Annotated in this window: 20 protein-coding genes; 10 read left to right on the top strand and 10 right to left on the bottom strand. The window is 58.9% G+C overall.

The window, feature by feature from the left end; all coding sequences use genetic code 11:
• Positions 1-73 precede the first annotated feature (73 nt).
• The 3 genes from QNH97_RS24460 (at position 74) to lanM (ending at position 3,705) form a co-directional block, all read left to right on the top strand.
• The gene (locus QNH97_RS24460) at positions 74-217 is read left to right on the top strand and encodes a hypothetical protein (protein WP_283554274.1); all 144 of its coding nucleotides are present in this window, start codon (positions 74-76) and stop codon (positions 215-217) included.
• 161 nt (positions 218-378) lie between these two features.
• Positions 379-537, top strand: coding sequence for a hypothetical protein (locus QNH97_RS24465; RefSeq protein WP_283554275.1), 159 nt, complete (start codon positions 379-381; stop codon positions 535-537).
• 84 nt (positions 538-621) lie between these two features.
• A complete protein-coding gene (lanM, locus tag QNH97_RS24470; RefSeq protein WP_283554276.1) occupies positions 622-3,705 on the top strand; it encodes a type 2 lanthipeptide synthetase LanM in 3,084 nt (1,027 codons plus the stop codon).
• A 171-nt stretch (positions 3,706-3,876) separates the two neighbouring features.
• Here the strand turns inward: lanM and ettA are convergent, their stop codons facing one another.
• The gene (gene ettA, locus QNH97_RS24475; RefSeq protein ID WP_283554277.1) at positions 3,877-5,541 is read right to left on the bottom strand and encodes an energy-dependent translational throttle protein EttA; all 1,665 of its coding nucleotides are present in this window, start codon (positions 5,539-5,541) and stop codon (positions 3,877-3,879) included.
• Between the two features lie 270 nt (positions 5,542-5,811).
• Here ettA and QNH97_RS24480 point away from each other — a divergent pair, with 270 nt between their 5' ends.
• The 3 genes from QNH97_RS24480 (at position 5,812) to QNH97_RS24490 (ending at position 11,914) form a co-directional block, all read left to right on the top strand.
• Positions 5,812-9,660, top strand: coding sequence for a sensor domain-containing protein (locus QNH97_RS24480; protein ID WP_283554278.1), 3,849 nt, complete (start codon positions 5,812-5,814; stop codon positions 9,658-9,660).
• Positions 9,661-9,889: 229 nt separating this feature from the next.
• The gene (gene glyA / locus QNH97_RS24485) at positions 9,890-11,143 is read left to right on the top strand and encodes a serine hydroxymethyltransferase (protein WP_283554279.1); all 1,254 of its coding nucleotides are present in this window, start codon (positions 9,890-9,892) and stop codon (positions 11,141-11,143) included.
• A gap of 231 nt (positions 11,144-11,374) precedes the next feature.
• Positions 11,375-11,914, top strand: coding sequence for a hypothetical protein (locus tag QNH97_RS24490; RefSeq protein ID WP_283554280.1), 540 nt, complete (start codon positions 11,375-11,377; stop codon positions 11,912-11,914).
• Between the two features lie 145 nt (positions 11,915-12,059).
• Here QNH97_RS24490 and yjiA read toward each other — a convergent pair whose 3' ends face one another.
• The 3 genes from yjiA to QNH97_RS24505 form a co-directional block, all read right to left on the bottom strand.
• Positions 12,060-13,028, bottom strand: a complete 969-nt coding sequence (gene yjiA / locus QNH97_RS24495; protein ID WP_283554281.1) for a GTPase — start codon at positions 13,026-13,028, stop codon at positions 12,060-12,062.
• A 694-nt stretch (positions 13,029-13,722) separates the two neighbouring features.
• Positions 13,723-13,920 carry a YbdD/YjiX family protein gene (locus QNH97_RS24500; RefSeq protein WP_283554282.1) on the bottom strand — a complete coding sequence of 66 codons (198 nt, stop codon included), beginning with the start codon at positions 13,918-13,920 and terminating at the stop codon, positions 13,723-13,725.
• 15 nt (positions 13,921-13,935) lie between these two features.
• The gene (locus tag QNH97_RS24505; protein ID WP_283554283.1) at positions 13,936-16,002 is read right to left on the bottom strand and encodes a carbon starvation CstA family protein; all 2,067 of its coding nucleotides are present in this window, start codon (positions 16,000-16,002) and stop codon (positions 13,936-13,938) included.
• A gap of 158 nt (positions 16,003-16,160) precedes the next feature.
• Here QNH97_RS24505 and QNH97_RS24510 point away from each other — a divergent pair, with 158 nt between their 5' ends.
• The gene (locus QNH97_RS24510; protein ID WP_283554284.1) at positions 16,161-16,517 is read left to right on the top strand and encodes a PilZ domain-containing protein; all 357 of its coding nucleotides are present in this window, start codon (positions 16,161-16,163) and stop codon (positions 16,515-16,517) included.
• 182 nt (positions 16,518-16,699) lie between these two features.
• On the opposite strand, the gene radA is transcribed toward QNH97_RS24510, so the two are convergent.
• The 3 genes from radA to katB form a co-directional block, all read right to left on the bottom strand.
• Positions 16,700-18,067 (bottom strand): DNA repair protein RadA, encoded by a 1,368-nt coding sequence (gene radA / locus QNH97_RS24515; protein ID WP_283554285.1) that lies wholly within the window; start codon positions 18,065-18,067, stop codon positions 16,700-16,702.
• A gap of 43 nt (positions 18,068-18,110) precedes the next feature.
• A complete protein-coding gene (locus QNH97_RS24520) occupies positions 18,111-18,659 on the bottom strand; it encodes an ankyrin repeat domain-containing protein (protein WP_283554286.1) in 549 nt (182 codons plus the stop codon).
• Between the two features lie 63 nt (positions 18,660-18,722).
• Positions 18,723-20,264: a catalase KatB gene (katB, locus tag QNH97_RS24525; RefSeq protein ID WP_283554287.1), complete on the bottom strand. Its 1,542-nt coding sequence runs from the start codon at positions 20,262-20,264 to the stop codon at positions 18,723-18,725.
• 282 nt (positions 20,265-20,546) lie between these two features.
• Between katB and mscL the strand changes: the two genes are divergently transcribed.
• Positions 20,547-20,960 (top strand): large-conductance mechanosensitive channel protein MscL, encoded by a 414-nt coding sequence (mscL, locus tag QNH97_RS24530; protein ID WP_283554288.1) that lies wholly within the window; start codon positions 20,547-20,549, stop codon positions 20,958-20,960.
• Positions 20,961-21,002: 42 nt separating this feature from the next.
• Here mscL and QNH97_RS24535 read toward each other — a convergent pair whose 3' ends face one another.
• The gene (locus QNH97_RS24535; protein ID WP_283554289.1) at positions 21,003-21,779 is read right to left on the bottom strand and encodes a ferredoxin--NADP reductase; all 777 of its coding nucleotides are present in this window, start codon (positions 21,777-21,779) and stop codon (positions 21,003-21,005) included.
• 292 nt (positions 21,780-22,071) lie between these two features.
• Here QNH97_RS24535 and QNH97_RS24540 point away from each other — a divergent pair, with 292 nt between their 5' ends.
• Both QNH97_RS24540 and QNH97_RS24545 read left to right on the top strand, forming a co-directional pair.
• Positions 22,072-22,785 carry an autoinducer binding domain-containing protein gene (locus QNH97_RS24540; protein ID WP_283554290.1) on the top strand — a complete coding sequence of 238 codons (714 nt, stop codon included), beginning with the start codon at positions 22,072-22,074 and terminating at the stop codon, positions 22,783-22,785.
• Between the two features lie 181 nt (positions 22,786-22,966).
• Positions 22,967-24,091 (top strand): methyltransferase, encoded by a 1,125-nt coding sequence (locus QNH97_RS24545; RefSeq protein WP_283554291.1) that lies wholly within the window; start codon positions 22,967-22,969, stop codon positions 24,089-24,091.
• Positions 24,092-24,163: 72 nt separating this feature from the next.
• Here QNH97_RS24545 and QNH97_RS24550 read toward each other — a convergent pair whose 3' ends face one another.
• Both QNH97_RS24550 and cydB read right to left on the bottom strand, forming a co-directional pair.
• Complete coding sequence (locus QNH97_RS24550) at positions 24,164-24,328, bottom strand: DUF2474 domain-containing protein (protein WP_283554292.1); 165 nt, start codon at positions 24,326-24,328, stop codon at positions 24,164-24,166.
• Between the two features lie 21 nt (positions 24,329-24,349).
• Positions 24,350-25,357, bottom strand: coding sequence for a cytochrome d ubiquinol oxidase subunit II (gene cydB, locus QNH97_RS24555; protein WP_283554293.1), 1,008 nt, complete (start codon positions 25,355-25,357; stop codon positions 24,350-24,352).

Here is a 25,357-nt window from a genome sequence, read left to right on the forward strand (position 1 = left end):
GTGTTAGTTCAGGAGCATGCTACTGTTTTCCCCGCGCCAAAACAGGGTGCAACAACAGTAGAGGAGAAACATGATGAGCGAACAAATACTGGCCATGTCAGGTGACTTCGACGGTGACTTCAAGTCCTACCAGCAAGTTAACAGTCGCGGTATTGAGTCAGCAGCGCTGACCATTGTCGAGTGCGGCACCGCAGAGTGCACCGCTCTTTTGTGCTAAATCCCAGCCTTTCAAAGTCAACCTACGCTGGACGACTTTGATATCCCTAATCCCATTCATAAATGACTTTATTTGACATCCTGCAGTTCGGACGCAGTGACTGGCTTCCGTTTGACCATAAATCGCTGCACGCGATGCTTAATAACTGATGAGGAAATACCATGAGCGAAAAGATCCTGAACATGTCCGGTGACTTCTATCTCGAGTTCAACGCTTATCAAGCGCCTGCCAACAACATCGCGGGGATGCTCGCGACGACAATGGAATGTAACACCTTTGGAACGTGCACCAACATTGGCTGTTCGACCCTTGGCTGTTAATCCCGCTTAACTGATATCGAAACAGGCAACACCTATAAACATAGAGCAGGCAGCGCCTGCTCTATCCATGTCAGGAGATACGGCATGCTTGTTAACGCTTTGAAGTTGGATCAGCGAGGGAAGTATAGGTACGCCTCCGGCAGCGACATCGCCCTTTTTGAAAACAACCTGACCCGCCTGCATACTGATGACCAATCCTTGCTGAATCACTTTGGGCTGAACAGGGAACAGCTGGTCTCGTATATCAAGGAACCCATCAACCAGCAGCACTTGCCCGCCGATGGCAAAACCACCTTGAGCACCTTGAAGGAAAAGCTTATTCACCTCGACAGCATTAATGTCGAAGCGAAAATAAGCTCGAGCAGCAAAGACAATTTTTATTGGTTCGGCTATCGTTTTTTTCTTTATTTCATCGACACATTCAAGGCCGACGAGCGCTACTGCAATGCGTCAATATACATTGATGAACCCGCTTTGTTTGCAAGCCTTGAACGCTATGTCCTGGCCCGAGTCGGACGCACGTCAGAACAAAGCCTTGTCCATTATCTGAATACGCGGATTGCGAACGGCGATGACATTGACTTGAGCGGATTCAATGAGCAATTGCGCACGTTGCCGTTGCTGAAGTTTTTCGAATCCTACCCAGTGCTGGCAACACTGCTGTTTGATCTGCTGGAAGACACCATTCATTACCTTTATACGGTCGTTCACAACTTCGCCGACGATGCTGAATCGTTGGAGGCAGAGTTTTCGATCCCGTCTCGGAAAATCGATGCTATTGAGCTCGGCCTGGGTGACCCCCACGGTCGTGGCGAAACGGTCTGCCAAGTGAAAACGTGTACGGTTTCACTGATCTACAAGCCAAGAGCAAGCCGGGAGGCGCTTTTTTTCTATCGTCTTCTTGGGCAGTTGCGTGAGTGGACAGGCGCGGATTGTTTTTCTATCCACGCGCCAAGCATTCTCAGTCGCGAACGACATAGTTGGGTAGAAGAAGTCGACAACCTGCCTTGCGATAGCGAAACAGACATTGAGCTGTTCTATAAAAAAATGGGAGCACAAATAGCCGTCATTCATGCGTTGAATGGGATCGACTTCCACTACGAAAATATTATTGCGTGCGGCAACAGTCCGGTCATGATTGACCTCGAGTGTTTGTTCACGGCTTCCACCAGCGACCTGTTCACTGACCTGCCCACTGGCTGCGCACTGTCCAATAGCTTCAAATGGGTCCAGCAGTCAGTCTGTTCTAGCGGCTTTGTACCCTTTTCACAACAACTCAATAACGACCAAAGCGGTCTGACCCGGCAAGCGCTATTCATCTCTACCCGCCACTCCCTGGTTTTCGAGGCTGGCTTTTACCACCTGCGTAAAGTTGAATTCGAACACCATCTGATGCAAAAACATCTGCCGCTTTTACAGGCTGAGCGCAAGGGACCTGAAGCTTATAAAGCAGAACTCTTCCAAGGCTTTGAATATGCCTATGGCGAACTGATGGTTCATCGGCGCGCAATCATGCAGATGCTTGAACAATCCGCGGGCGAACTGTCAACCCGGGTATTGCTCAAAAATTCCCAGCGCTACGCTGATTTTATCGGGCTGAGCCGCCACCCACGCTTTATGCAAAACATGCTCGACAGGGAACTTCTACTCGCCACGCTGTGGAAAGATTTGAAAGAACCCTATCGGGAAAAGGGCATTCCTCGCCATGAAATAGCCGATCTGCAAAAATCCAGTATTCCGTGTTTTACCATGCCTCTGAACGCTAACTATTTTATGAGCGCACAGGGTGAACCCGTAGAAATGGCGGCCGTGGAGCAACCGATAAAAAGCTGTCTACAGAAAATAGCCAACCTGTCCCGGAATGACTGGGCCTTGCAACGCACCTTACTCGAAATCTGTTTGTTCCCAGAACCGAATGGACGTCCACCCTCCCGTATCACCCAGACACTGACGAACCTTGAACAGCGCCCACAAACGGACAGACTCGACGCGATAGTGAGCATCAGTTCCCGCCTTGAGGAACTCGCGGTAGTGGGCACAGCAGAGGATGTAAGCTGGCTGTCTTTCCATACGCACCCCACGACTCAGAGAAAATACCCGTCCCCCATGGATCACGGGCTTTACTCTGGTATCGCCGGGATTGGCCTGTTTTATCTGAGCCTGTTCAAAGTGAGCGGCAAACCGCACTTCCTGTCGCGCATGGATCAGGTCCTGTACTCCCTGGAACAACGCTTTGGCTTTTTCAAAACCGATTTGACCGTCAGTGCCTATCACGGGCTGGGGGCTTATCTCTATCTGCTGATCAATCGTCGGCAAATAACGGAAGATCCGAAACACGATGAAAAAATCGCCGGCCTGCTGACCCAACTGATTGAAGTCCCTCCTGAAGACTATGATTTCGACTTCCTGGGCGGCTGTTGTGGGGCGGTGACGCTACTGGCCAATATCCATGCGTTATCTGCGCAGGAGGACGTGCTGCCGGCCATCCGACGCATGGTCGACTACATAAAGGATCAAGTCCTGATTGAAGACGGTCAGCTTCTGCGGCGGGATGATCGCTCCGTCATTTTGACGGGCTTATCCCACGGCCTCTCGGGCGTCATCCATGCATTGTGCAAAGCCTATGACGTGACCGGCGATGCGGCTTTGGTGCCCTTGGCCATCCAGGTGCTCAAGGGCGAAAACCGCTTGAGTCGGGACGGTTTCTGGCTGGACCTGCGAAACCTCGGGCCTGCGGACCATACGTCCAAGTGGTGCCACGGCGACGGAGGCATCCTCATCGCCAGGCGCCAGCTGATGAAATCCATGGGAGATGCCTTGGACGAAGCGACCAGGCAGACGGTGCTCGACGACATACAGCGATGTGAGAGCAATCTCTGGCAGCACGGCTTTGGCGAGGGCTATAACCTTTGCCATGGCGATTTCGGCAATCTGATCTGCCTGTATGACTTGTATCGGCATTCAGATACCCCTGAAGGCATGCGCAGGGTCCGGGAGGCGCTTGGCGACATAGCCCAGCAGTTTTTTGAAGGACCATCGCTCGACAGCGACCGGGTGCCCGACGTCAGTCTGCTCACCGGCATTACGGGCGCGGGTTATGCCTTGCTATATGCAATGGATCCGACCCTCCCCAACATACTCTCGCTTGATTTTGCGATGCCTGCATAGACAACCAAAAACCCTGTGGGAGTGAGTTTGCTCGCGATAGCGGTGGGTCAGTTTGCATCAACGCTGAATGTGCCACCGTCATTGCGAGCAAGCTCGCTCCCACAGTGATTGATTGCCCCCCATAAAAAACGGAGCCTTCGAAGGCTCCGTTTTTTCATGCAACCAACCGGATCAGGCCAGTTTCTTGTGCCGTACCCGGTGCGGCTGGGCAGCCGCTTCGCCGAGGCGCTTCTTGCGATCGGCTTCGTACTCGGTGTAGTTGCCTTCGAAGAACACCGCTTGCGAATCGTCTTCGTACGCCAGGATGTGGGTCGCCACACGGTCGAGGAACCACCGATCGTGGGAGATCACAATGGCGGCGCCCGGGAAGTCCAGCAGGGCTTCTTCCAGGGAGCGCAGGGTTTCGACGTCAAGGTCGTTGGACGGTTCGTCGAGCAGCAGGACGTTGCCGCCCTCCTTCAAGGTCAACGCCAGGTGCAGACGACCGCGCTCACCACCGGACAGGTCCTTGACGAACTTCTGCTGGTCGCCGCCCTTGAAGTTGAAGCGGCCCACGTAAGTGCGCGACGGGATTTCATAGTTGCCGATGCGGATCTGGTCGGAGCCGTCGGAAATCTGCTGGAACACGGTCTTGCTGCCGTCCAGGTCTTCGCGGCTCTGGTCGACGCAGGCCAGTTGCACGGTTTCACCGACTTCGATGGTGCCCGAGTCCGGGGTTTCCTTGCCCATCAACATGCGGAACAACGTGGATTTACCCGCACCGTTACCGCCGATCACACCGACGATTGCGCCCTTGGGCATGGAGAACGACAGGTTGTCGATCAGCACGCGGTCGCCATAGCCCTTGGTGACATTCTTGAACTCGATGACCTTGTCGCCCAGGCGCGGACCGGCCGGGATGTAGATCTCGTTGGTTTCGCTGCGTTTCTGGAATTCCTGGGACTGCATTTCCTCGAAACGCTGCAAACGTGCCTTGGATTTGGACTGGCGGGCCTTGGCGCCTTTGCGCACCCACTCCAATTCGTCCTTCATGGCTTTTTCGTGGGCCGACTGCTGCTTGGATTCCTGGGCCAGACGATCGGACTTGGCTTCCAGCCAGCCCGAATAGTTGCCCTCGTACGGAATGCCCGCGCCGCGGTCCAGTTCCAGGATCCAGCCAGCGACGTTGTCCAGGAAGTAACGGTCGTGCGTGATCGCGACCACGGTGCCCGGGAAATCGTGCAGGAAGTGTTCGAGCCAGGCGACGGAATCGGCGTCCAAGTGGTTGGTCGGTTCGTCGAGCAGCAGCATGTCCGGGGCGGACAGCAGCAGCCGGCACAGGGCCACGCGGCGTTTTTCACCGCCGGACAGGTGTTCGACCTTCGCGTCCCAGGCGGGCAGGCGCAACGCATCGGCGGCGACTTCCAGCTGGCGGTCCAGGTTGTGGCCATCGCTGGCCTGCAGGATCGCTTCAAGCTTGGCCTGTTCGGCGGCCAGCTTGTCGAAGTCGGCATCCGGCTCGGCGTAGGCGGCGTAGACCTCGTCCAGGCGCGCCTGGGCATCCTTGATCACGCTGACCGCTTCCTCGACTACTTCACGTACGGTCTTGGTCGGGTCAAGCAGAGGCTCTTGAGGCAGGTAGCCGATGTTCAGGTCCGGCATCGGACGGGCTTCGCCATCGAACTCGTTGTCGACGCCGGCCATGATTTTCAGCAGCGTGGACTTACCCGAGCCGTTGAGACCGAGGACGCCGATCTTGGCGCCGGGGAAGAACGAGAGTGAAATGTTTTTCAGGATTTCCCGCTTCGGCGGAACAACTTTGCTCAGCCGATGCATGGTGAAGACGTATTGAGCCATGGTGAACCTAGCGTCAGTGACAGGTGAAAAGAACGAGCCAGGCCATGCGCGGCGCCGGCACTTGATCGTTATCAATGCCTGCGGGCAGTTCAAGCCTGGGGGTCTGGAGCCGGAGCGCTCTTGTTTGACCGGCAAAGCTACCTCAACCGTCAGTCAAGGTCCAGCCATCGAGGACTGGCACTTTGCCACAAGGCAAGGCATGCTAGCCGCCCTCCGGGCGTCCGGCTTATAGTGCACGCGCGCCAGTCCAGCAAACTGCAGGATTCCAGCTTGTCCAACGTCACGCCGCCCCTGTCCCCACGAGCACCGACTGCTGTGCCAGGCGCGCCCCTGCGCGGGACGCTGAAGAGCGCGCTGGCCATGCTGGTGCTGGTGCTGCTCGGATTGCTCTTCTGGCTATTGCTCGACCAACTGCGCGAAACCCAGCAGCAACAGCGTCAATACACCATCGAATACACCGCCGACCTGGCCGCGCAAGTCAGCCTTAACATGGCCCTGAACGCGCAAATCGCCCTCAATTTGCTACCGATCGTCGAACAACCGCAAACGGCCGACGAACAGCAGGCCCTGTTGCGCAAACTCCAGCAATCGTTGCCCGAGCTGCGCAGCCTGGCGTTGCTGAGCCCGTCCGGCAAGGTGCTCAGTGACAGCGCTGCCGACAGCCGGGACGCCGATTACCTGAGTGAACTGGTGCGCCGCAGTCGTGCCCAGGCGCACTATTTCAGCAATGCCGAAGACGGCTCCGTGGTGCATCTGCTGCTGCACCAGGCCACTGGCAGCACCCGCGGTTACTGGGCCTTGCGCCTGACCCCGAGCTTTTTCTCGACCCTGACCAAACAGGCCGATGTGGGCATGCGTCCGTTATGGCTGGTGGAAAACCGCCTTAACCAGCAGATCATCAGTCGCGACGAAGGGCTGATCTCAGCCAGCCCTGGCCGCCTATCGCCGGATGACCTGAGCAACACCGTACTGACCGTGCCCCTGAGCAGCAGTGACTGGCAACTGCGCGGGCTGTTCGACCAGCGCCAGGTGATCGAGCAATTGCTACCGGCCTTCATCGGCAAGTGCCTGCTGGGCCTGGCGTTTTCGATGCTGCCGGTGCTCGCGCTATTGAATACGCGCCGACGCCAGCGCCAGTTGCACGAAGAACGTCGTCGCTACCAGGATATTTTCGAAGGCACCGGCGTGGCCCTGTGCGTGCTTGATCTGTCGGGGCTCAAGGCCTTCTTTGACAGGGCCGGCCTGCACAATGGCGATCAATTGCGAGCCTGGGTGGAACGTGCGCACCAGTTCGAGCAACTGCGCCAGGAAGTACACGTCACCGAAGTCAATCAGATGGCGTTGAAGCTGCTCAACGTCGATTCCTGCGAAGAGGCCCGCCGGCTGTTGGTCGGTGAAGGGACGCAGGACAACAACCCCATTGGCTCGAAACTGCTCGAAGCGCTGCTCGACCCGCACAAACAGCTGGAACTGGAAATCAAGCTCCAGGATGCCCATGGCCGCGATCAACACCTGTGGCTGGTACTGCGCCTGCCGGAAAAACAGCAAGACTATAATGCCGTCATCCTGAGCATCAACGACATCACCAGTCGCAAGCTGATCGAGCTCTCGCTGCTTGAACGTGAAGGCTTCTGGTCCGACGTGGTGCGTACCGTGCCGGATCATCTCTACGTGCAGGACGTCATCAGCCAGCGGATGATCTTCAGCAACCATCACCTGGGCCAGACCCTGGGGTACGACCGTACCGAACTGCACCAGATGGGCGAGTACTTCTGGGAGATCCTGCTGCACAGCGAAGACGCCGAGCACTACCATAACCTGCGCCAGGAACAACGGCGCGGCGGGTATACGCAGCTGCTGCAATGTCAGCTGCGCTTTCGCCATCGCAACGGCAAGTGGCGGTGTTTCGACATTCGCGAACAGGCACTGGCCCGGGACCGACACAACCAGGTGACACGGATCATCGGTGTGGCCAAGGACGTCACCGAGCAGATCGAGGCCAGCGAATCGCTGCGTGACAGCGAGCAACGCTACCGGATGCTCGCCGAAAGCATCAGTGACGTGATTTTTTCCACCGACAACAAACTCTCGCTCAACTACGTCAGCCCTTCGGTCCAAGCGGTACTGGGCTACAGCGCCGACTTGATCTTCCAGAGCGGTTGGCAATCGATCATCGCCAATCCACAACAGTTGACCGGTATCTACACCCTGATGGACCGGGTCAGCAAAGCCCTCGACAAACCCGAACAACTGGCCGAACTGCGTAACCAATTGCAAACCCAGCTGTTCCTGTTCGACTGCCTGCGAGCCGACGGGCGCAAGATCCCCATCGAGTTGCGGCTGGTGCTGGTGTGGGATGACAACGGTGGGTTCGAAGGCGTGCTCGGTGTCGGCCGCGACATCAGCCAGCAGCGGCGGGCTGAAAAAGACCTGCGCATGGCCGCCACGGTGTTCGAGCATTCGACCTCGGCGATCCTGATCACCGACCCGGCTGGCTATATCGTCCAGGCCAACGAAGCCTTCAGCCGCGTCAGTGGTTACGCGGTGTCGCAAGTGCTGGACCAGTTGCCCAACATGCTGACCGTGGACGACCAGCAGGAAGCTCACTTGCGCTATGTGCTCAAGCAGCTGCAACAGCACAGCACCTGGGAAGGCGAAGTCTGGCTCAAGCGCCGCAATGGCGAGCACTACCCGGCCTGGGTCGGCATCACCGCAGTACTGGACGATGAAGGCGACCTGGCCAGCTACGTGTGTTTCTTCAGCGACATCAGCGAACGCAAGGCCAGCGAGCAGCGTATCCATCGCCTGGCCTACTACGACGCCCTGACCCACCTGCCCAACCGCACGCTGTTCCAGGATCGCCTGCACACGGCCTTGCAATCGGCCGAGCGGCAGAAGACCTGGGTGGTGCTGATGTTCCTCGACCTGGACCGTTTCAAGCCGATCAACGACTCCCTGGGCCACGCCGCTGGCGACCGGATGCTCAAGGAAATGGCCACGCGGCTGCTCGGCTGCGTGGCCGACGACGACACCGTGGCGCGCATGGGCGGCGACGAGTTCACCCTGCTGCTGCAACCTCGGGCCAGCCGGGAAATGGCGCTGAACCGGGCGATTACCGTAGCCGAGCAGATCCTCGCCAGCCTGGTCCGGCCATTCGTGCTCGAAGGTCGGGAATTCTTCGTCACCGCCAGTATCGGTATCGCCCTGAGCCCGCAGGATGGCAACGAGCTGAGCCAACTGATGAAAAACGCCGACACGGCCATGTATCACGCCAAGGAGCGCGGCAAGAACAACTTCCAGTTCTATCAAGCCGACATGAACGCCAGCGCCCTGGAGCGGCTGGAACTGGAAAGCGACCTGCGCCATGCCCTGGAGCAGAACGAGTTCGTGTTGTATTACCAACCGCAGTTCAGCGGCGATGGCAAACGCTTGACCGGCGCCGAAGCCCTGCTGCGCTGGCGTCATCCACGCCGTGGACTGGTGCCGCCAGGGGATTTCATCCCGGTGCTCGAGGAACTCGGGCTGGTGGTGGACGTCGGCGACTGGGTCATCACCGAGGCCTGCCGGCAACTCAGGACCTGGCACCAGGCCAAGGTCCGGGTGCCGAAGGTCTCGGTCAACATTTCGGCCCGGCAGTTCTCCGACGGCCAACTCGGCACGCGAATCGCCAACATCCTGCGCAACACCGGCCTGCCACCGGCCTGCCTGGAGCTGGAGCTGACCGAAAGTATCCTGATGCGTGAAGTCAACGAAGCGATGCAGATCCTGGACGGCCTGAAAAACCTGGGCCTGAGCATCGCCGTGGATGACTTCGGCACTGGCTATTCGTCGCTCAACTACCTCAAGCAGTTCCCCATCGACGTGCTGAAGATCGACCGCACCTTTGTCGATGGCCTGCCCTCCGGCGTACAGGATGCCCAGATCGCCCGAGCGATCATCGCCATGGCCCACAGCCTCAACCTGGCGGTGATCGCCGAAGGCGTCGAGACCCACGAACAACTGGAATTCTTGCGCGAACACGGTTGCGACGAAGTCCAAGGCTACCTGTTCGGCCGACCGATGCCGGCCACCCGGTTTGAAGCACAGTTCAGCAATGATGCGTTGTTCATGCTCGACTGAGGTTCTTCGGTGCCTGCAGTGGCCTCATCGCGAGCAAGCTCGCTCCCACAGGATGATGGGCACACAGGTCCAACTGTGGGAGCGAGCTTGCTCGCGATGAGGCCCGCCAAGGCAGCGCAAAATGGCACGTGAAACCCATTCGTCCGCGACATGACGTCCTTTCATATGCCTTCCAAAACCGGTTGGGTTAGAATGCCCCCCTTTTCTGCCCCGATCCTTGAGGACCGCCATGTTCAGCCGTGATTTGACTATTGCCAAGTACGACGCCGATCTCTTTGCCGCCATGGAGCAAGAAGCTCAGCGCCAGGAAGAGCACATTGAGCTGATCGCTTCGGAAAACTACACCAGCCCCGCGGTGATGGAAGCTCAAGGCTCGGTACTGACCAACAAGTACGCCGAAGGCTATCCAGGCAAGCGCTACTACGGCGGTTGCGAGTTCGTCGACGTGGTCGAGCAACTGGCCATCGACCGCGCCAAGGAACTGTTCGGCGCCGATTACGCCAACGTCCAGCCCCATGCCGGTTCCCAGGCCAACGCTGCCGTCTACCTCGCGCTGCTGTCGGCCGGTGACACCATCCTGGGCATGAGCCTGGCCCACGGCGGTCACCTGACCCACGGCGCCAGTGTTTCGTCCTCGGGCAAGCTGTACAACGCCATCCAGTACGGCATCGACGGCAACGGCCTGATCGACTACGACGAAGTCGAGCGCCTGGCCCTCGAGCACAAGCCAAAAATGATCGTGGCCGGCTTCTCGGCGTACTCGCAGATCCTCGACTTCCCGCGTTTCCGTGCAATCGCCGACAAGGTCGGTGCCTACCTGTTCGTGGACATGGCTCACGTGGCAGGCCTGGTCGCCGCTGGCGTCTACCCGAACCCGGTGCCGTTCGCCGACGTGGTCACCACCACGACCCACAAGACCCTGCGCGGTCCACGTGGCGGCCTGATCCTGGCTCGCGCCAACGCCGACATCGAGAAGAAGCTGAACTCCGCCGTATTCCCGGGCGCCCAGGGCGGCCCACTGGAACACGTGATCGCCGCCAAGGCGATCTGCTTCAAGGAAGCGCTGCAACCTGAGTTCAAGACTTATCAGCAACAAGTGGTGAAGAACGCCAAGGCCATGGCCGGCGTGTTCATCGAGCGCGGCTTCGACGTAGTGTCGGGCGGTACCGAGAACCACCTGTTCCTGTTGTCCTTGATCAAGCAGGACATCTCCGGCAAAGACGCTGACGCGGCGCTGGGCAAGGCGTTCATCACCGTGAACAAGAACTCGGTGCCAAACGACCCACGCTCCCCGTTCGTCACCTCCGGCCTGCGCTTCGGCACCCCGGCGGTGACCACCCGTGGTTTCAAGGAAGCCGAGTGCAAGGAACTGGCCGGCTGGATCTGCGACATCCTGGCTGACCTGAACAACGAAGCGGTGATCGACGCCGTTCGCGAGAAGGTCAAGGCTATCTGCAAGAAGCTGCCGGTATACGGCGCTTAATCAGCCCGTCATGCCGCAGTAAAAAAGGCCCGCATCTTTCGATGCGGGCCTTTTTTTATTGACCTTTAAAAAGACCATGCCAACTAACTAAATCGCCCTTACAACATTCAACGTCTGCCACCACACTTAACTTCCTGCAATACAGATAACACCACCCACAACCAATAAACCAATAAGATCCAGCTCGTCCCACACCATACTTCACAATTCAATACAGGATTCATTTATCACATGGACAGTGAAAAATCTTTTCATGCAACACTTCGCATGTTTGACGCCCACGTTAATTTACTTGAAACGCTGCATGGCAAACCCGCGATGGCAACCGTCAGTTCTTTCAGCGGCGGATTCTTTACCGGCAAACCGCAAACCCATGATCATTCACACCTGCTCGGCATGCGCGCCGAAGCCCAGGGCGTGGACCATAGCCAATTGTTGCTGCATTTCCGGCCTACGCCCAATGGCTACATCCTGACCTTGAAAAAACCCGGGGAATACTATAACAAACTGATCAGCAAGAGCTGGCTTGAAGTGCTTGGCGCAGAAAACGCAAACACCGTTAATCCAACGCGTTTTATCCTTATCGATCATCAGCAAAACATCGTCACACGGAAAAACATTAACGCCCAGCACATCCCTGTCTCGCTCATGACCGCGACTAATAAATATGTCGGTGGATTAAGAGTGCGCGGCTCACCCTATCTCTATCTTGCCGAGACTGAAGAAAAGTCAAAGATAACTTTTATCTTGAGCCTGCGTGAAGGCGTGTAAGGGTAACCCTTTGTGGCGAGGGGGATTTATCCCCGCTGGACTGCGAAGCAGTCCTCACAGGAACGATCCAATCTACCAGGCACACCTAGGTGCCTGGTTTTCATAGCTGCTCGCCAGCCGCCGCGCCGGGACCGGGACCGGGACATCAAGACAGGATGGCTTCGAAACCGGCGCGGATTTTCTCTTCGGGCAGTTCGTCGGCGATGAAGACGATCACGCTCTCCCGAGGTTCATCCGGGGCCCATTCGGTGTCCCAATCGAAACCATATAGCTTGAGTACGCCCTGGAACACCAGTCGACGGGGTTCGCCGGCGATGTTCAGCACGCCTTTGTAGCGCAGCAACTGCTTGCCGTGCTCTTCCAGCAACTGGTTCATGAATTCGCTGAGTTTGTCGATATCCAGCGGCTTGTCGGTGCGCAGCACGAGGCTGCTGATCCGATCGCCCGTGGTGGCCTTACCGACCGGGCGCAGGCTGAATCCCGCTCCCAGGTCCGCATTGAGATTGAAGCCACGGATATCGAGCAGTTCGGCCAGATCGATCTTGCCGTGTTCAACCACCCTGATGGGCGCCCGCCGATTGATGCGCGTCAGACGCTCGCCAAGGGCTTGGACATGGGCCGCGTCCACCAGATCGGTTTTGCTCAGGAGCAGGCGGTCGGCAAATCCGACCTGGGCCTGGGCGATGGCCTGGGTCAGGTGGACATCGGCGTGAGCAGCATCCACCAGGGTCAGAATCCCGTCGAGGATGTAGCGCTCGCGCAGGTCCTCGTCGATGAAGAACGTCTGCGCCACCGGGGCCGGGTCGGCCAGGCCGGTGCATTCGATCACCAAGCGGTCGAAGGCGATCTCACCGCTGTCCAGACGTTCGAGCAACAGGTACAGGGCCTTGGTCAGGTCGGTGTGAATGGTGCAGCACACGCAGCCATTGGCCAGGGTCATGACTTGCACCGGCTCGTCGCCGAGCAGCTGGGTATCGATACCGGCATCACTGAATTCGTTCTCGATCACGGCGATTTTCAGGCCGTGCTCGGCCTTGAGCAGATGGCGCAACAGCGTGGTCTTGCCAGCGCCGAGGAAGCCACTGAGGATGGTGACCGGGATGGGAGAGGACAAGCTGAATCTCCTTGATGCCTGAAAGGAAAGCGGTTTTGTGGGAGCGAGCTTGCTCGCGATAGCGTTGGGTCAGTCAACATTATCATTAACTGACACACCGCCATCGCGAGCAAGCTCGCTCCCACAGGGAATCCGTGGAGTATGCAAATGTTGAAACCACCCCAAAACAACTGTGGGAGCGAGCCTGCTCGCGATAGCGGTGGATCAGTCAACATCATCACTCACTGACACACCGCCATCGCGAGCAAGCTCGCTCCCACAGGGAATCTGTGGTGTATGCAAATGTTGAAACCACCCCAAAACAACTGGGGGAGCGAGCCTGCTCGCGATAGCGGTGGACCAGTCAACATCATCATGAACTGACACACCGCCATCGCGAGCAGGCTCGCTCCCACAGGGAGTCTGTGGTGTATGCAAATGTTGAAACCACCCCAAAACAACTGTGGGAGCGAGCCTGCTCGCGAATGCGTTGGGTCAGTCAACATCATCACTCACTGACCCACCGCCATCGCGAGCAAGCTCGCTCCCACAAGGGGATCTGTGGTGTATGCAAATGTTGACCCCCCCCCAAAACAACTGTGGGAGCGAGCTTGCTCGCGATAGCGGTGGGTCAGTCAACATCATCATTAACTGACCCACCGCCATCGCGAGCAAGCTCGCTCCCACAGGGGATTACCTCAACCCAAGCGGTGCTTCAACAGCACTTGGGCCCACCCTTGCCACCGTAACGGGCCTCTTGGCGTTCGCGGAAGAACGCCTCGTAGTCCATCAGCGGTTTGTCCGGGTGTTTGGCTTGCATGTGCTCGACGTAGTTGTCGTAGTCGGGCATGCCGACCATCAAGCGCGCGGCCTGACCGAGGTATTTACCGAGGCGACTCAGGTCATTGAACATCGTTGCAATCCTCTATCAAGCGTCCGGCACGGCCTGGAAGGGTGCTTCCTTGTCCGTACGTTCTTTCGTGCCCCAGGCGGCGATGCCGACCTTGAGCGCGTAGAACAGGATGCTGAACACCACCAACAGGAACAACACCGTCAGCGTGGCATTGGTGTAGGCGTTGTACACCACGTGCTGCATCTGCTCGATGCTCTTGGCCGGGGCCAGGATCTGGCCGGCGGCCAGGGCATCGTTGTATTTGCGCGCCAGGGCCAGGAAGCCGATCGCCGGGTTGGCGTCGAACAGCTTGATCAGGCCCGCCGTGGTGGTGCAGATCAACAGCCAGGCCGCCGGCAGCATGGTCACCCAGACGTAGCGCTGGCGCTTCATCTTGATCAGCACCACGGTGGCGAGCATCAGGGCAATACCGGCCAGCATCTGGTTGGAGATGCCGAACAGCGGCCACAAGGTGTTGATCCCACCCAGCGGATCGATCACGCCCTGGTACAGCAGGTAGCCCCACATTGCCACGCAACCGGCGGTGGCGATCAGGTTGGCGGCCCAGGATTCGGTACGCTTGAGCGCCGGCACGAACGAGCCCAGCAGGTCCTGCAGCATGAACCGCCCGGCACGGGTGCCGGCGTCCACCGCGGTGAGGATGAACAGCGCTTCGAACAGAATCGCGAAGTGGTACCAGAACGCCATGGTGTTCTCACCCGGCAGCACCGAGTGCAGGATCTGCGCGATACCGACCGCCAGGGTCGGCGCACCGCCGGCACGGGCCAGGACGGTGGTTTCGCCGATGTCCTTGGCCACCGCCTGCAGCGCCTCGGGGGTGATTGCAAAACCCCAGCTGCTGACGGTTTGCGCCACGGCCACCACGTCACCGCCGACGATGGCCGCCGGGCTGTTCATGGCAAAGTACACGCCGGGCTCGATCACCGAAGCGGCGACCATGGCCATGATCGCCACGAAGGACTCCATCAGCATGCCGCCGTAACCGATGTAGCGGGCGTTGACTTCGTTATCCAGCATCTTCGGCGTGGTGCCCGAAGAGATCAGCGCATGGAAACCCGAGACCGCGCCACAGGCGATGGTGATGAACAGGAACGGGAACAACCCGCCCTTCCACACCGGCCCGGTGCCGTCGGTGAACTGGGTCAGTGCCGGCATTTTCAGCTCGGGCATGGTGACCAGGATGCCGATCGCCAGGGCGACGATGGTGCCGATCTTCAAGAAGGTGGACAGGTAGTCCCGTGGCGCCAGGATCAGCCAGATCGGCAACACCGCGGCGACAAAGCCATAGCCGATCAGCATCCAGGTGATTTGCACGCCGGTGAAGGTGAAGGCCTGGGCCCAGACCGGGTCTGCGGCCACTTGCCCGCCGAGCCAGATCGAGCCCAGCAGCAACAGCACGCCGATGAGCGAGATTTCACCGATGCGGCCCGGGCGGATGTAGCGCATGTAGATGCCCATGAACATCGCGATCGGGATGGTCGCCATCACCGTGAAGATCCCCCATGGGCTCTCGGCCAGGGCCTTGACCACGATCAGTGCCAGCACCGCGAGGATGATGATCATGATCAGGAAGCAGCCGAACAGCGCGATGGTGCCGGGGACGCGGCCCATTTCTTCGCGGACCATGTCGCCCAGGGAGCGCCCGTTGCGGCGGGTGGACAGGAACAGGACCATGAAGTCCTGCACCGCACCGGCCAGCACCACGCCGGCAATCAGCCAGAGCGTGCCGGGCAGGTAGCCCATCTGCGCCGCCAGCACCGGCCCGACCAGCGGCCCCGCGCCGGCAATGGCCGCGAAGTGGTGGCCGAAAAGGATGTGTTTGTTGGTCGGGACGTAGTCCAGGCCATCGTTGTTGAGCACGGCGGGGGTGGCCCGGCGCGCATCGAGTTGCATCACGTTGTTGGCGATGAAGAGGCTGTAGTAGCGGTAGGCGACCAGGTAGATGGCCACGGCTGCGACGACGATCCAGAGGGCGTTGATGGGTTCGCCGCGGCGCAAGGCCACGACGCCCAGGGCGCACGCGCCTGTGACGGCCAGCAGGAGCCAGGGTAGATGGCGCAGCAGGCTATTATTGTTGTTCATTTTTATATTCCAGCCAGGGTGGACAAGAAAGAGTGCCATCGGAGTTTAGCGCTAACCCGCGCAAAGGCCATACCTGACATTCGTCTGTCAGCGGTCGAACGGTGACGATGGCGCGCCAGTAGGGTCTATAGTCAGTGAATCTTCAGAGGGAAAGCGTAATGAGCGAACGCCGCCGCTTCGTAAGAATCAAATTCGATGCCAAGACCGAGCTGAGCCAGCCCCCGTTCACTTGGCCGGTGAAACTGCTGGACTTGTCCCTCAAGGGCTTGCTGATCGAAAAACCCCAGCCCTGGCTGGGCAACGTCGAAGAGTCCTTTATGGCCTACATCCACCTGGGCAATGAGGTAAAGGTGGAGATGGAAGTCAGGCTCACCCATGACGATCACGGCCACCTGGGCTTTGTCTGCGAGCACATCGACCTGGACTCCATCGCCCACCTGCGTCGGCTGGTGGAGCTGAACCTGGCCGATGATGATGAGCTGGAGCGGGAATTGGCGGCGTTGATCCAGATTTGATCAGCCCTGCCACAGCTCCCGTGACAGACACGATCCCCTGTGGCGAGGGAGCTTGCTCCCGCTGGCCTGCGAAGCAGGCCCCAAAGCAGCGACTCAATTAACCTGACACATCACAGTTGCCAGTTTAAGGGGGCTGCTGCGCAGCCCAGCGGGAGCAAGCTCCCTCGCCACGGGATCGCGGGTTATTCGAACAACGCATCCAACGCCTGCTCCAGGCGTGTCACGGCAATGATCTGCAACCCCGGCGGCGCTTCCTTCGGTGCATTGCCCTTGGGCACGATGGCGCGCTTGAAGCCATGCTTGGCCGCTTCCTTGAGCCGCTCCTGGCCACTGGGCACCGGCCGTACTTCCCCCGACAGCCCCACTTCGCCGAACACCAGCAGATCATGGGGCAGCGGGCGATTGCGCAGGCTGGACATGACCGCCGCCATCAGCGCCAGGTCGGACGCCGTCTCCAGCACTTTGACCCCGCCGACCACGTTGAGGAACACGTCCTGGTCGTGAGTTGGAATCCCGCCGTGGCGGTGCAGGACGGCCAACAGCATGGCGAGCCGATTCTGATCCAGGCCCAAGGTGACCCGACGCGGGTTCGCCAAGTGACTGTCATCCACCAGCGCTTGCACTTCCACCAACATCGGCCGAGTGCCTTCCCACGTCGCCATGACCACGCTGCCCGGCACTTCTTCCTGGGCGCGCGTCAGAAAGATCGCAGAAGGGTTGGAGACTTCTTTCAGGCCTTTGTCGGTCATGCCGAACACACCCAGCTCGTTGACGGCGCCGAAGCGGTTCTTCACGGCCCGCAACAAACGCAGACGACCATCAGACTCGCCTTCGAAATACAACACCGTGTCGACCATGTGCTCCAGCACCCGCGGCCCTGCCAACGCACCCTCTTTGGTGACGTGGCCCACCAGGAAAATCGCCGTGCCGCTCTGCTTGGCGTAACGCACCAGCAACGCCGCGCTTTCGCGCACCTGGGACACACCGCCCGGGGCCGATTGCAGTTGTTCAGTAAAAATCGTCTGGATCGAGTCGATCACCATCACCTTGGGCTTTTCCAGGCGGGCCGTGGCGATGATGGTTTCGATACAGGTCTCGGTCATGACCCGCAGTTGATCCTGGGGCAGTCCCAGGCGTCGGGCCCGCATGGCGACTTGCTGCTGGGATTCCTCACCGGTGACATACAGCGCCGGCATCCGCGTGGCGAGGCTGCACAAGGTTTGCAGGAGGATGGTGGATTTACCGATGCCCGGGTCCCCGCCGATCAGCACCACCGAACCGTCCACCAGGCCACCGCCCAGCACCCGGTCCAGTTCACCGGAGGCGGTGGAAAAACGCGGGACTTCTTCAACGCTGACTTCCGCCAGGGTCTTGATCTGCGCCTGCTGACCGGCCCAGCCGGTACGGCCGGTGGGCGCCGCCGCACCGCCGCTTTCCACCATGGTTTCAGTCAGGGTGTTCCAGGCCCCGCACTCGCTGCACTGGCCGGCCCATTTGGGAAAGGTCGAACCGCACTCGGTGCAGCCGTACATGCGCTTTGCCTTGGCCATCTGAACTCCGGGATAAAAACCGCGATGATAGCCCAGGCAGCCACTAACGCGGGGCCGGCATTCTGATTTCACCCTTGGCCAGATCCACCGCCGTGTTGCCCAGCGGGTCCCGGGCCTGCAGGTCAGCGCCATTGGCCTGCAAGGCATCGAGCAATTCGGCACGCTTGAACAGCCCGGCGTACATCGCGGCGGTCTGCCCGGCACTGTTGCGCTGGTCCGGGCTGCAATCGGTGGACAGCAAGCGACGCGCAATCTGCACTTCGCCCTTGAAAATGGCGCCCATCAGCGCCGTATTGCCGCGTTTATCCTGGGCGCAAGCATCGGCGCCGGCGGCCAGCAGCCGCTCCACCGCCGGGCCATGGCCGTGATAAGCCGCTAGGATCAGCGCAGTGTAGCCCTTTTCATCCTGGGTATTGAGCGCGTAACCCGCCTCGATAAAGGTCTCGAGCATCGGCACATCACCCCGACGGGCAGCGTCAAAGTAATAGTTTTGCAACTGTTCTTGTACCGCCACCGGATCGGTAGGCACGGGCTGATCGGCCCACACGCTCAATGACCAGATTGCGAGCATCGATAATAGAAACTGACGCATGACGTCTCCTTTGGCACATGACTGTGGGAGCAGCACGCGCTCCCACAGGTTTTGCGGCGATGATCAGTCGGTCAGTTTTTCCGCCAGTGCCTTGACCCGGGCCAGATCCCCTTTGGCGACACGGGCCACGCCAGTGCCGTATTCAGGGTCAGCCTTGTAGAGGAACGACAGGATGATGTGCTTGCTCTCGTCATCGGTGGTCGCCAACGACCCGCCGAAACTTTCGATCAGGTCATTGCGCTCCTTCTGGTTGAACGAGCGGTACAGGTCGCCAGCCTGCTTGAAGTTCTGCTCGCGTTGGATTTTCGCCTGCTGGGTGCTGCCGGTCAGCGCGGTCTGGCTGTAGCGGGCCGAGGATTGCTCCTCCCGCGGTGCCAGGCGGCTCGGCTGATAATTCACGCCGGTGCTGGTGTTGCCCGGGTTCATCGCACCGTCTTGGTTACCATTGTTCACCGCCACCTTGGGGGCGTTGATCGGCAGTTGCAGGGCATTGGCGCCTATCCGGTACATTTGCGTATCGGCGTAGGAGAACACCCGCCCCTGCAGCAGACGGTCCTCGGAAGGTTCGATCCCCGGCACCAGATTGGCCGGCGCCATCGCCACCTGTTCGGTTTCCTGGAAGACATTCGCCGGATTGCGGTTCAAGACCATTTGCCCGACTTTACGCTCAGGCACACCCGGCCAGATTTTGGTCGCGTCCAGCGGATCGAAGTCAAACTTGGACAAGTCTTGTGGGTTCAGCACCTGAACATACAAGTCCCACTTCGGGAAGTCGCCTTTATTAATATGAGTGACCAGATCATTGGTCATATGGCTGTAATCTTGCCCCTGAACTTTCGCCACTTCTTTCGGATCGAGATTTTTCAGGCCCTGCAAACTTTTCCAATGAAATTTCACATAGTGAACTTCACCCTTGGCATTGACCAATTTGTAAGCATGCACACCGTTACCGTCCATTTCACGATAACTGGCCGGTGTACCGGAGTTGGAATACAACTCGGTCAGCGTGCGGGTGGACTCTGGGACATGGGAGAAAAAGTCGAAACGACGTGAGTCATCGTCCAGGTTAGTCCGCGGATCGGGTTTGAACGCATGGACCATGTCGGGAAACTTGATGGCATCGCGGATGAAAAAGGTCGGGAAGTTGTTGCCCACCAGGTCCCAATTACCATCGGCCGTGTAGAACTTTGTGGCAAAGCCACGGGGATCACGCAGGGTTTCCGGGGAGTGATTGCCGTGCACCACCGCAGAAAAGCGTACAAAAACCGGTGTGACCTGGCCAGCGGCGAACACCTTGGCCTTGGTCAGGTCGCTCAGGTCATCAGACACCGTGAAGCTGCCATGGGCGCCGGTACCACGGGCATGCACCACGCGCTCCGGAATGCGTTCGCGGTCGAAGCGCTGCAGCTTCTGGATCAACTGCACGTCTTGCAGCAGGGTCGGGCCATTGGGGCCGGCCGTTTGCGAGTTCTGGTTGTCGCCCACGGCTGCACCGTTGTCACGGGTCAGGGTGGCCGCGTTGACGGACAAGGACAGCAGGCTGGCGGTCAGCACAACAAGAGCGCGGCGGTGGGGAAAAGCCCCGTAGCCAAGGGAGGTGTTCATAGGCATGTTCCTCTGATGTTATAGAGCGCATCCATGTGCGCCATCCAGAGGCTAGTGCCCGAAAAAGGAAAACCTAAATAGAAATGCCGTACCGCTGCGATAGATAAAACGTTGTAGGGGATCGACCGGAAACCGCGTATCACGCGCGATTGATGGCACTTTGTAAACTTTTCATCCAGGCCCGGGTCGATAACTGGAGCATTGTAAGCAGGCGTTTCAAGCGCGACGCGTTGGGCTGATTTACACTGCCACTACCCCTTTATCTGTCACAAGGAATAACTCATGGGCGTGCTAAGCGAGTTCAAGGCCTTCGCGGTCAAAGGCAATGTCGTCGACATGGCCGTCGGGATCATCATCGGTGCCGCTTTCGGCAAAATCGTTTCGTCATTCGTTGGCGACGTAGTGATGCCGCCAATAGGCCTGCTGATCGGTGGGGTGGACTTCAGTGACCTGGCCATTACCCTCAAGGCCGCCCAGGGTGATGCGCCCGCCGTGGTACTGGCCTACGGTAAATTCATCCAGAGCACCATAGACTTCATCATCGTGGCGTTCGCCATTTTCATGGGCGTCAAGGCCATCAACCGCCTCAAGCGCGAAGAGGCCGTGGCCCCGAGCGCGCCGCCCATTCCGAGCAAGGAAGAACTACTACTGGGCGAAATCCGCGACCTGCTCAAGGCCCAGAACGAGCGGCCCTGAACCCTCATTTATTAAAAGTGGCGTCCCTGGGACGCCATTTTTCTACCAGTAGTTTTCCACCGCCACCTGGCCTGGCCGGCGGGTAAGGCTCAGTTGCAGGCCCCTGGCCTTGAGCAGCTTGCGCGTGTCGTCGATCATTTGCGGGTTGCCACACAGCATCACTCGCGAATGTTCCGGTGTCAGTTCTACCTCGGCCACCCGCTCCAGTTCGCCATTTTCCAGCAGCGTGGTAATCCGCCCACTGAGCGCGCCCGGATGCTGCTCACGCGTGACGGTCGCAATGAACCGAAACTTATGGGCGTACTCGGCCAGATAGTCGCGCAGGGTGAGCTCCTTGATAAGGTCCTGATAGGCCAGCTCCCGCGCCTCGCGCACGCTGTACACCAGGATAATGCGTTCGAATTTTTCCCAGACTTCAAAATCCTGGAGAATCGAAAGAAACGGCGCAACGCCCGTCCCCGTGGACAGCAGCCATAAATCCCGCCCATCAACGAAGCGGTCCAGGGTCAGGTAACCAAAGGCCTGGCGATCCACCAGTAGCTCGTCACCTGGCTTTAAGCGGCTAAGCTCGCTGGTGAATTCGCCATCCGGAACCACGATGGAAAAAAACTCGAGGAATTCGTCGAAGGGCGAAGACACCATGGAGTACGCGCGCCAGACGGTAGTCCCGTCCGCCTTGGTGACGCCCAGCCGGGCGAACTGACCCGCCCGGAAGCGAAAGCCGCGGTCCCGGGTTGTACGCAAGGTAAACAGATGAGGCGTCAATGGCTGAACATCGAGCAGGGTCTGGCGGGTGAATTTCTCTGCGTTGTCGGTCATGAGCCACTCCACTGAACAAGAGCCACAGTGTCCCGCAAAGTGAGCATCGCCACCACTGATGGCGAGTAATGGCAATTTAACTGCAGCGCTTATTTACCCTACGCTGATCTTCTACCAAACTTGTACAACTTGCGAGCCATGTAAAAATTATTAACTAAAGCGTTTACTTCCTTAAACACACCTCCTTGTAAGTAAACCAAAAAAAACTCACTACAAGTTAGGAATAGTCCTACACTGCAATTTCGCATCATGGATTGGATCCGCAGGGGCGAATCAAACCCAGGAGAGAGCGATGGACAAGTGGAAGGACTTGCAGCTGAGGAAGTTATCCTGTGAAAGAGACCTGCAGACGGCCTATCGTCTGGTCCTTAATTTCTTTAACAATCAGGGATTTGAATACTGCGCATTTGCAGCCTATCTAGGAAGCCCCGATAAGCACACCAGTAAGGTCAACCTGAACAATTACCCTTATGGATGGGACCGGCTTTATGAACAAAACGGCTATGCTTCGAGTGATCCTGTAGTAGCACATTGCAATCAATCACCGTTACCCATTTTGTGGAATGAAGATGTATTTGCCCAGGCCCCCAAGTTGTGGCAAGAACTTAATCGACAGGGACTCAAATACGGCTGGACCCAGGCAGTTCATGATGAACAGGGAACACACTGCAGTCTGTTCAGCCTCGCACGGACTCATTGCCCCATCGACATCGACGAGCATTATGGCAATCTCGGCTACGCCATCTTTGCCAGTCAAAGGCTGCATGCCCTCGCCGGCAAAAAGCTATCTGACGCCGTCGCCGTCAGGCAAAAATGTCATTTGTCGCCCAGAGAGATCGAAGTGTTGAGATGGTCTGCCGAAGGCAAGACGGCGTCGGAAGTAGGCAGGATTCTTTGTCTTTCCGAACGGACGGTGAATTTCCATGTATGCAGTTGCATGCGCAAACTGAATGTCAGCAATAAAATTTCAGCGGTCGCCAAAGCCGCTCAAATCCATGTGATCTGAACAACGGAGCACCCTTGCCGAGCTGAAAAACCCGCGAGTAATGTGCCACAAAAAAACGTACCATTTACGGCTCCACTTGAATGATGACGCTTCTCGCACGCGACGCAGTTCATTCAGGCGGTCCCGCTCAGACACCTGCCCCAGGCAGCGGGACATTCGTTGATCTCCAGAGTCCCCAGCCATGCCCCTGCTCGACAGTCCCTTCGCCCAACTCGACCTGATCCGCCAGCCCGAACAGCAGAACGAACCGCTGCAAGCCTTCGATGCGGCCGATGAATACCTGCTCGCGCATCTGGCCGAACAACAACCGGCCGCCGATACCCGGGTGCTGGTACTCAATGACGGCTTCGGCGCCCTGGCGGCAAGCCTGGCCGGCAAAGTAGAGGTGATCAGCAGCGGCGACTCATTTCTGGCCCTGCAAGCACTGGAGAAAAACCTGGTGCGCAATGGCCGGGCCTTTGACGCGGTGCCGACCTTGCCGGCCAGCGAACCCTTGACAGGACCCTTCGACCGCGTGCTGATCAAAGTGCCGAAAACCCTGGCCCTGTTGGAAGAACAATTGATTCGCCTGCAAAGCCAACTGGCTCCCGGTGCCCAGGTCATTGCCGGTGCAATGGTCAAGCATCTGCCCCGGGCCGCCGGTGATCTGTTGGAGCGTTACATCGGCCCGGTGCAGGCTTGCCTCGCAGTGAAGAAAGCGCGCCTGTTGATCGCCACGCCTGCCGCCAAGGCGCCGGTCGTATCGCCCTATCCCACCCGCTACTGGCTGGACGAGCCGAAAATAGAACTGCTCAACCACGCCAATGTGTTCTGCCGCGAAGGCTTGGACATCGGCACCCGCGCCTTCCTGCCGCATCTGCCGAAAAACCTGGGCACCGCACATGTCGCGGACTTGGGCTGTGGCAACGGCGTATTGGCCATCGCCAGTGCCCTGGAAAACCCGGAGGCCCGCTATACCCTGGTGGACGAGTCCTACATGGCCGTGCAATCGGCAGCCGAGAACTGGCGCGCCGCCCTGGGCGAACGCGAGGTGACAATACGCGCCGGTGACGGCTTGGCCGGACAGGAGGCGCAGTCCCTGGACGTGGTGCTGTGCAACCCGCCCTTCCACCAACAGCAAGTGGTGGGTGACTTCCTGGCCTGGCGGATGTTTCAACAGGCGCGCGAGGCATTAGTGGTCGGCGGCGCGCTGTACATCGTCGGCAACCGGCACCTGGGTTACCACAGCAAACTGGCGCGGCTGTTCCGAGGTGTCGAGCAAGTGGCCGCCACACCGAAATTCGTCATCCTCAAAGCGCGCAAATAATTTATCCATCGCCCGAAAAAAACCCTCCGTCAGGAGGGTTGAAACCGTGCCACAAGGCAACGGGACGGGAAATCAGTGGGTGGTCAGGCCCGCAGCGTTCATGAACATGCGCATCAGGCTGGCGACGATAAACAGCGCCAGCACACTGCCGGTCCAGATCACCGCCAGCCAGCCGAGCCGCTGCCAGAGCGGTTTTTTCTCGGCGGCTTCGATGTCTTTCAAATCAGGTCTGGCCATGCTCAATACCCCGCAGGTCGATCAATGGTAACCGTCGTCGTGGGTCACCTTGCCGCGGAACACGTAGTAGCTCCAGAAGGTGTACACCAGGATCAACGGGATGATGAACAGCGTGCCGACCAGCATGAAGCCCTGGCTCTGGGGCGGTGACGAGGCGTCCCAGATCGAGATGGACGGCGGCACGATGTTCGGCCACAGGCTGATGCCCAGGCCGCTGTAACCGAGGAAAATCAGCACCAGCGTCAGGATGAATGGCGTGTAGTTGGCGTTGCGGGCGACCGCGCGGAACAACCCGTACATGGTCACCAGCACCAGGATCGGCACCGGCAGGAACCAGAACAGGTTCGGCAGGGTGAACCAGCGCGCTGCGATGTCGGCGTGGGCCAGCGGCGTCCAGATGCTGACAATACCGATCACCGCCAGTACCACGAACGCCAGCGGCCTGGCCAGGTCATGCATCTGTTCCTGCAACTTGCCTTCGGTCTTCATGATCAGCCAGGTGCAGCCGAGCAAGGCATAGGCTGCGATCAACGCCAGGCCACAGAACATCGTGAACGGCGTGAACCAGTCCAGGGAGCCCCCGGCGAACTGACGATTGACCACAGGAAAACCGTCGATGAATGCGCCGAGCGCGACTCCCTGGAAGAAGGTGGCCGTCAGCGAACCGCCGATGAAGGCCTTGTCCCAGAGGTGGCGCTTCTCAGCCTTGGCCTTGAAGCGGAACTCGAAGGCCACGCCTCGGAAGATCAGGCCGATGAGCATCAGGATCAGCGGCAGGTACAGGGCCGACAGCACCACCGAATAGGCCAGCGGAAACGCGCCGAACAGGCCCGCCCCGCCCAGCACCAGCCAGGTTTCGTTACCGTCCCAGACCGGCGCCACGGTGTTCATCATCACGTCGCGGTCGCGCTCGCCCTTGACGAAGGGGAAGAGGATGCCGATCCCCAGGTCGAAGCCGTCCATGACCACGTACATCATGATGCCGAAGATGATGATCACGGCCCAGATCAGCGGAAGATCAATACCCAT

The organism is Pseudomonas sp. G2-4 (assembly GCF_030064125.1).
In the GTDB taxonomy this organism is placed as follows: Bacteria; Pseudomonadota; Gammaproteobacteria; order Pseudomonadales; family Pseudomonadaceae; genus Aquipseudomonas.

Coding starts and splice junctions, on each gene's coding strand:
- QNH97_RS24545 (WP_283554291.1), top strand. CDS start 22,967: ATGCCCCTGCTCGACAGTCCCTTCGCCCAACTCGACCTGATCCGCCAG.
- QNH97_RS24500 (WP_283554282.1), bottom strand. CDS start 13,920: ATGTTCAATGACCTGAGTCGCCTCGGTAAATACCTCGGTCAGGCCGCG.
- katB (WP_283554287.1), bottom strand. CDS start 20,264: ATGAACACCTCCCTTGGCTACGGGGCTTTTCCCCACCGCCGCGCTCTT.
- radA (WP_283554285.1), bottom strand. CDS start 18,067: ATGGCCAAGGCAAAGCGCATGTACGGCTGCACCGAGTGCGGTTCGACC.
- mscL (WP_283554288.1), top strand. CDS start 20,547: ATGGGCGTGCTAAGCGAGTTCAAGGCCTTCGCGGTCAAAGGCAATGTC.
- QNH97_RS24535 (WP_283554289.1), bottom strand. CDS start 21,779: ATGACCGACAACGCAGAGAAATTCACCCGCCAGACCCTGCTCGATGTT.
- QNH97_RS24465 (WP_283554275.1), top strand. CDS start 379: ATGAGCGAAAAGATCCTGAACATGTCCGGTGACTTCTATCTCGAGTTC.
- QNH97_RS24520 (WP_283554286.1), bottom strand. CDS start 18,659: ATGCGTCAGTTTCTATTATCGATGCTCGCAATCTGGTCATTGAGCGTG.
- QNH97_RS24460 (WP_283554274.1), top strand. CDS start 74: ATGAGCGAACAAATACTGGCCATGTCAGGTGACTTCGACGGTGACTTC.
- QNH97_RS24550 (WP_283554292.1), bottom strand. CDS start 24,328: ATGGCCAGACCTGATTTGAAAGACATCGAAGCCGCCGAGAAAAAACCG.
- glyA (WP_283554279.1), top strand. CDS start 9,890: ATGTTCAGCCGTGATTTGACTATTGCCAAGTACGACGCCGATCTCTTT.
- QNH97_RS24505 (WP_283554283.1), bottom strand. CDS start 16,002: ATGAACAACAATAATAGCCTGCTGCGCCATCTACCCTGGCTCCTGCTG.
- QNH97_RS24540 (WP_283554290.1), top strand. CDS start 22,072: ATGGACAAGTGGAAGGACTTGCAGCTGAGGAAGTTATCCTGTGAAAGA.
- QNH97_RS24510 (WP_283554284.1), top strand. CDS start 16,161: ATGAGCGAACGCCGCCGCTTCGTAAGAATCAAATTCGATGCCAAGACC.
- QNH97_RS24490 (WP_283554280.1), top strand. CDS start 11,375: ATGGACAGTGAAAAATCTTTTCATGCAACACTTCGCATGTTTGACGCC.
- cydB (WP_283554293.1), bottom strand. CDS start 25,357: ATGGGTATTGATCTTCCGCTGATCTGGGCCGTGATCATCATCTTCGGC.
- ettA (WP_283554277.1), bottom strand. CDS start 5,541: ATGGCTCAATACGTCTTCACCATGCATCGGCTGAGCAAAGTTGTTCCG.
- lanM (WP_283554276.1), top strand. CDS start 622: ATGCTTGTTAACGCTTTGAAGTTGGATCAGCGAGGGAAGTATAGGTAC.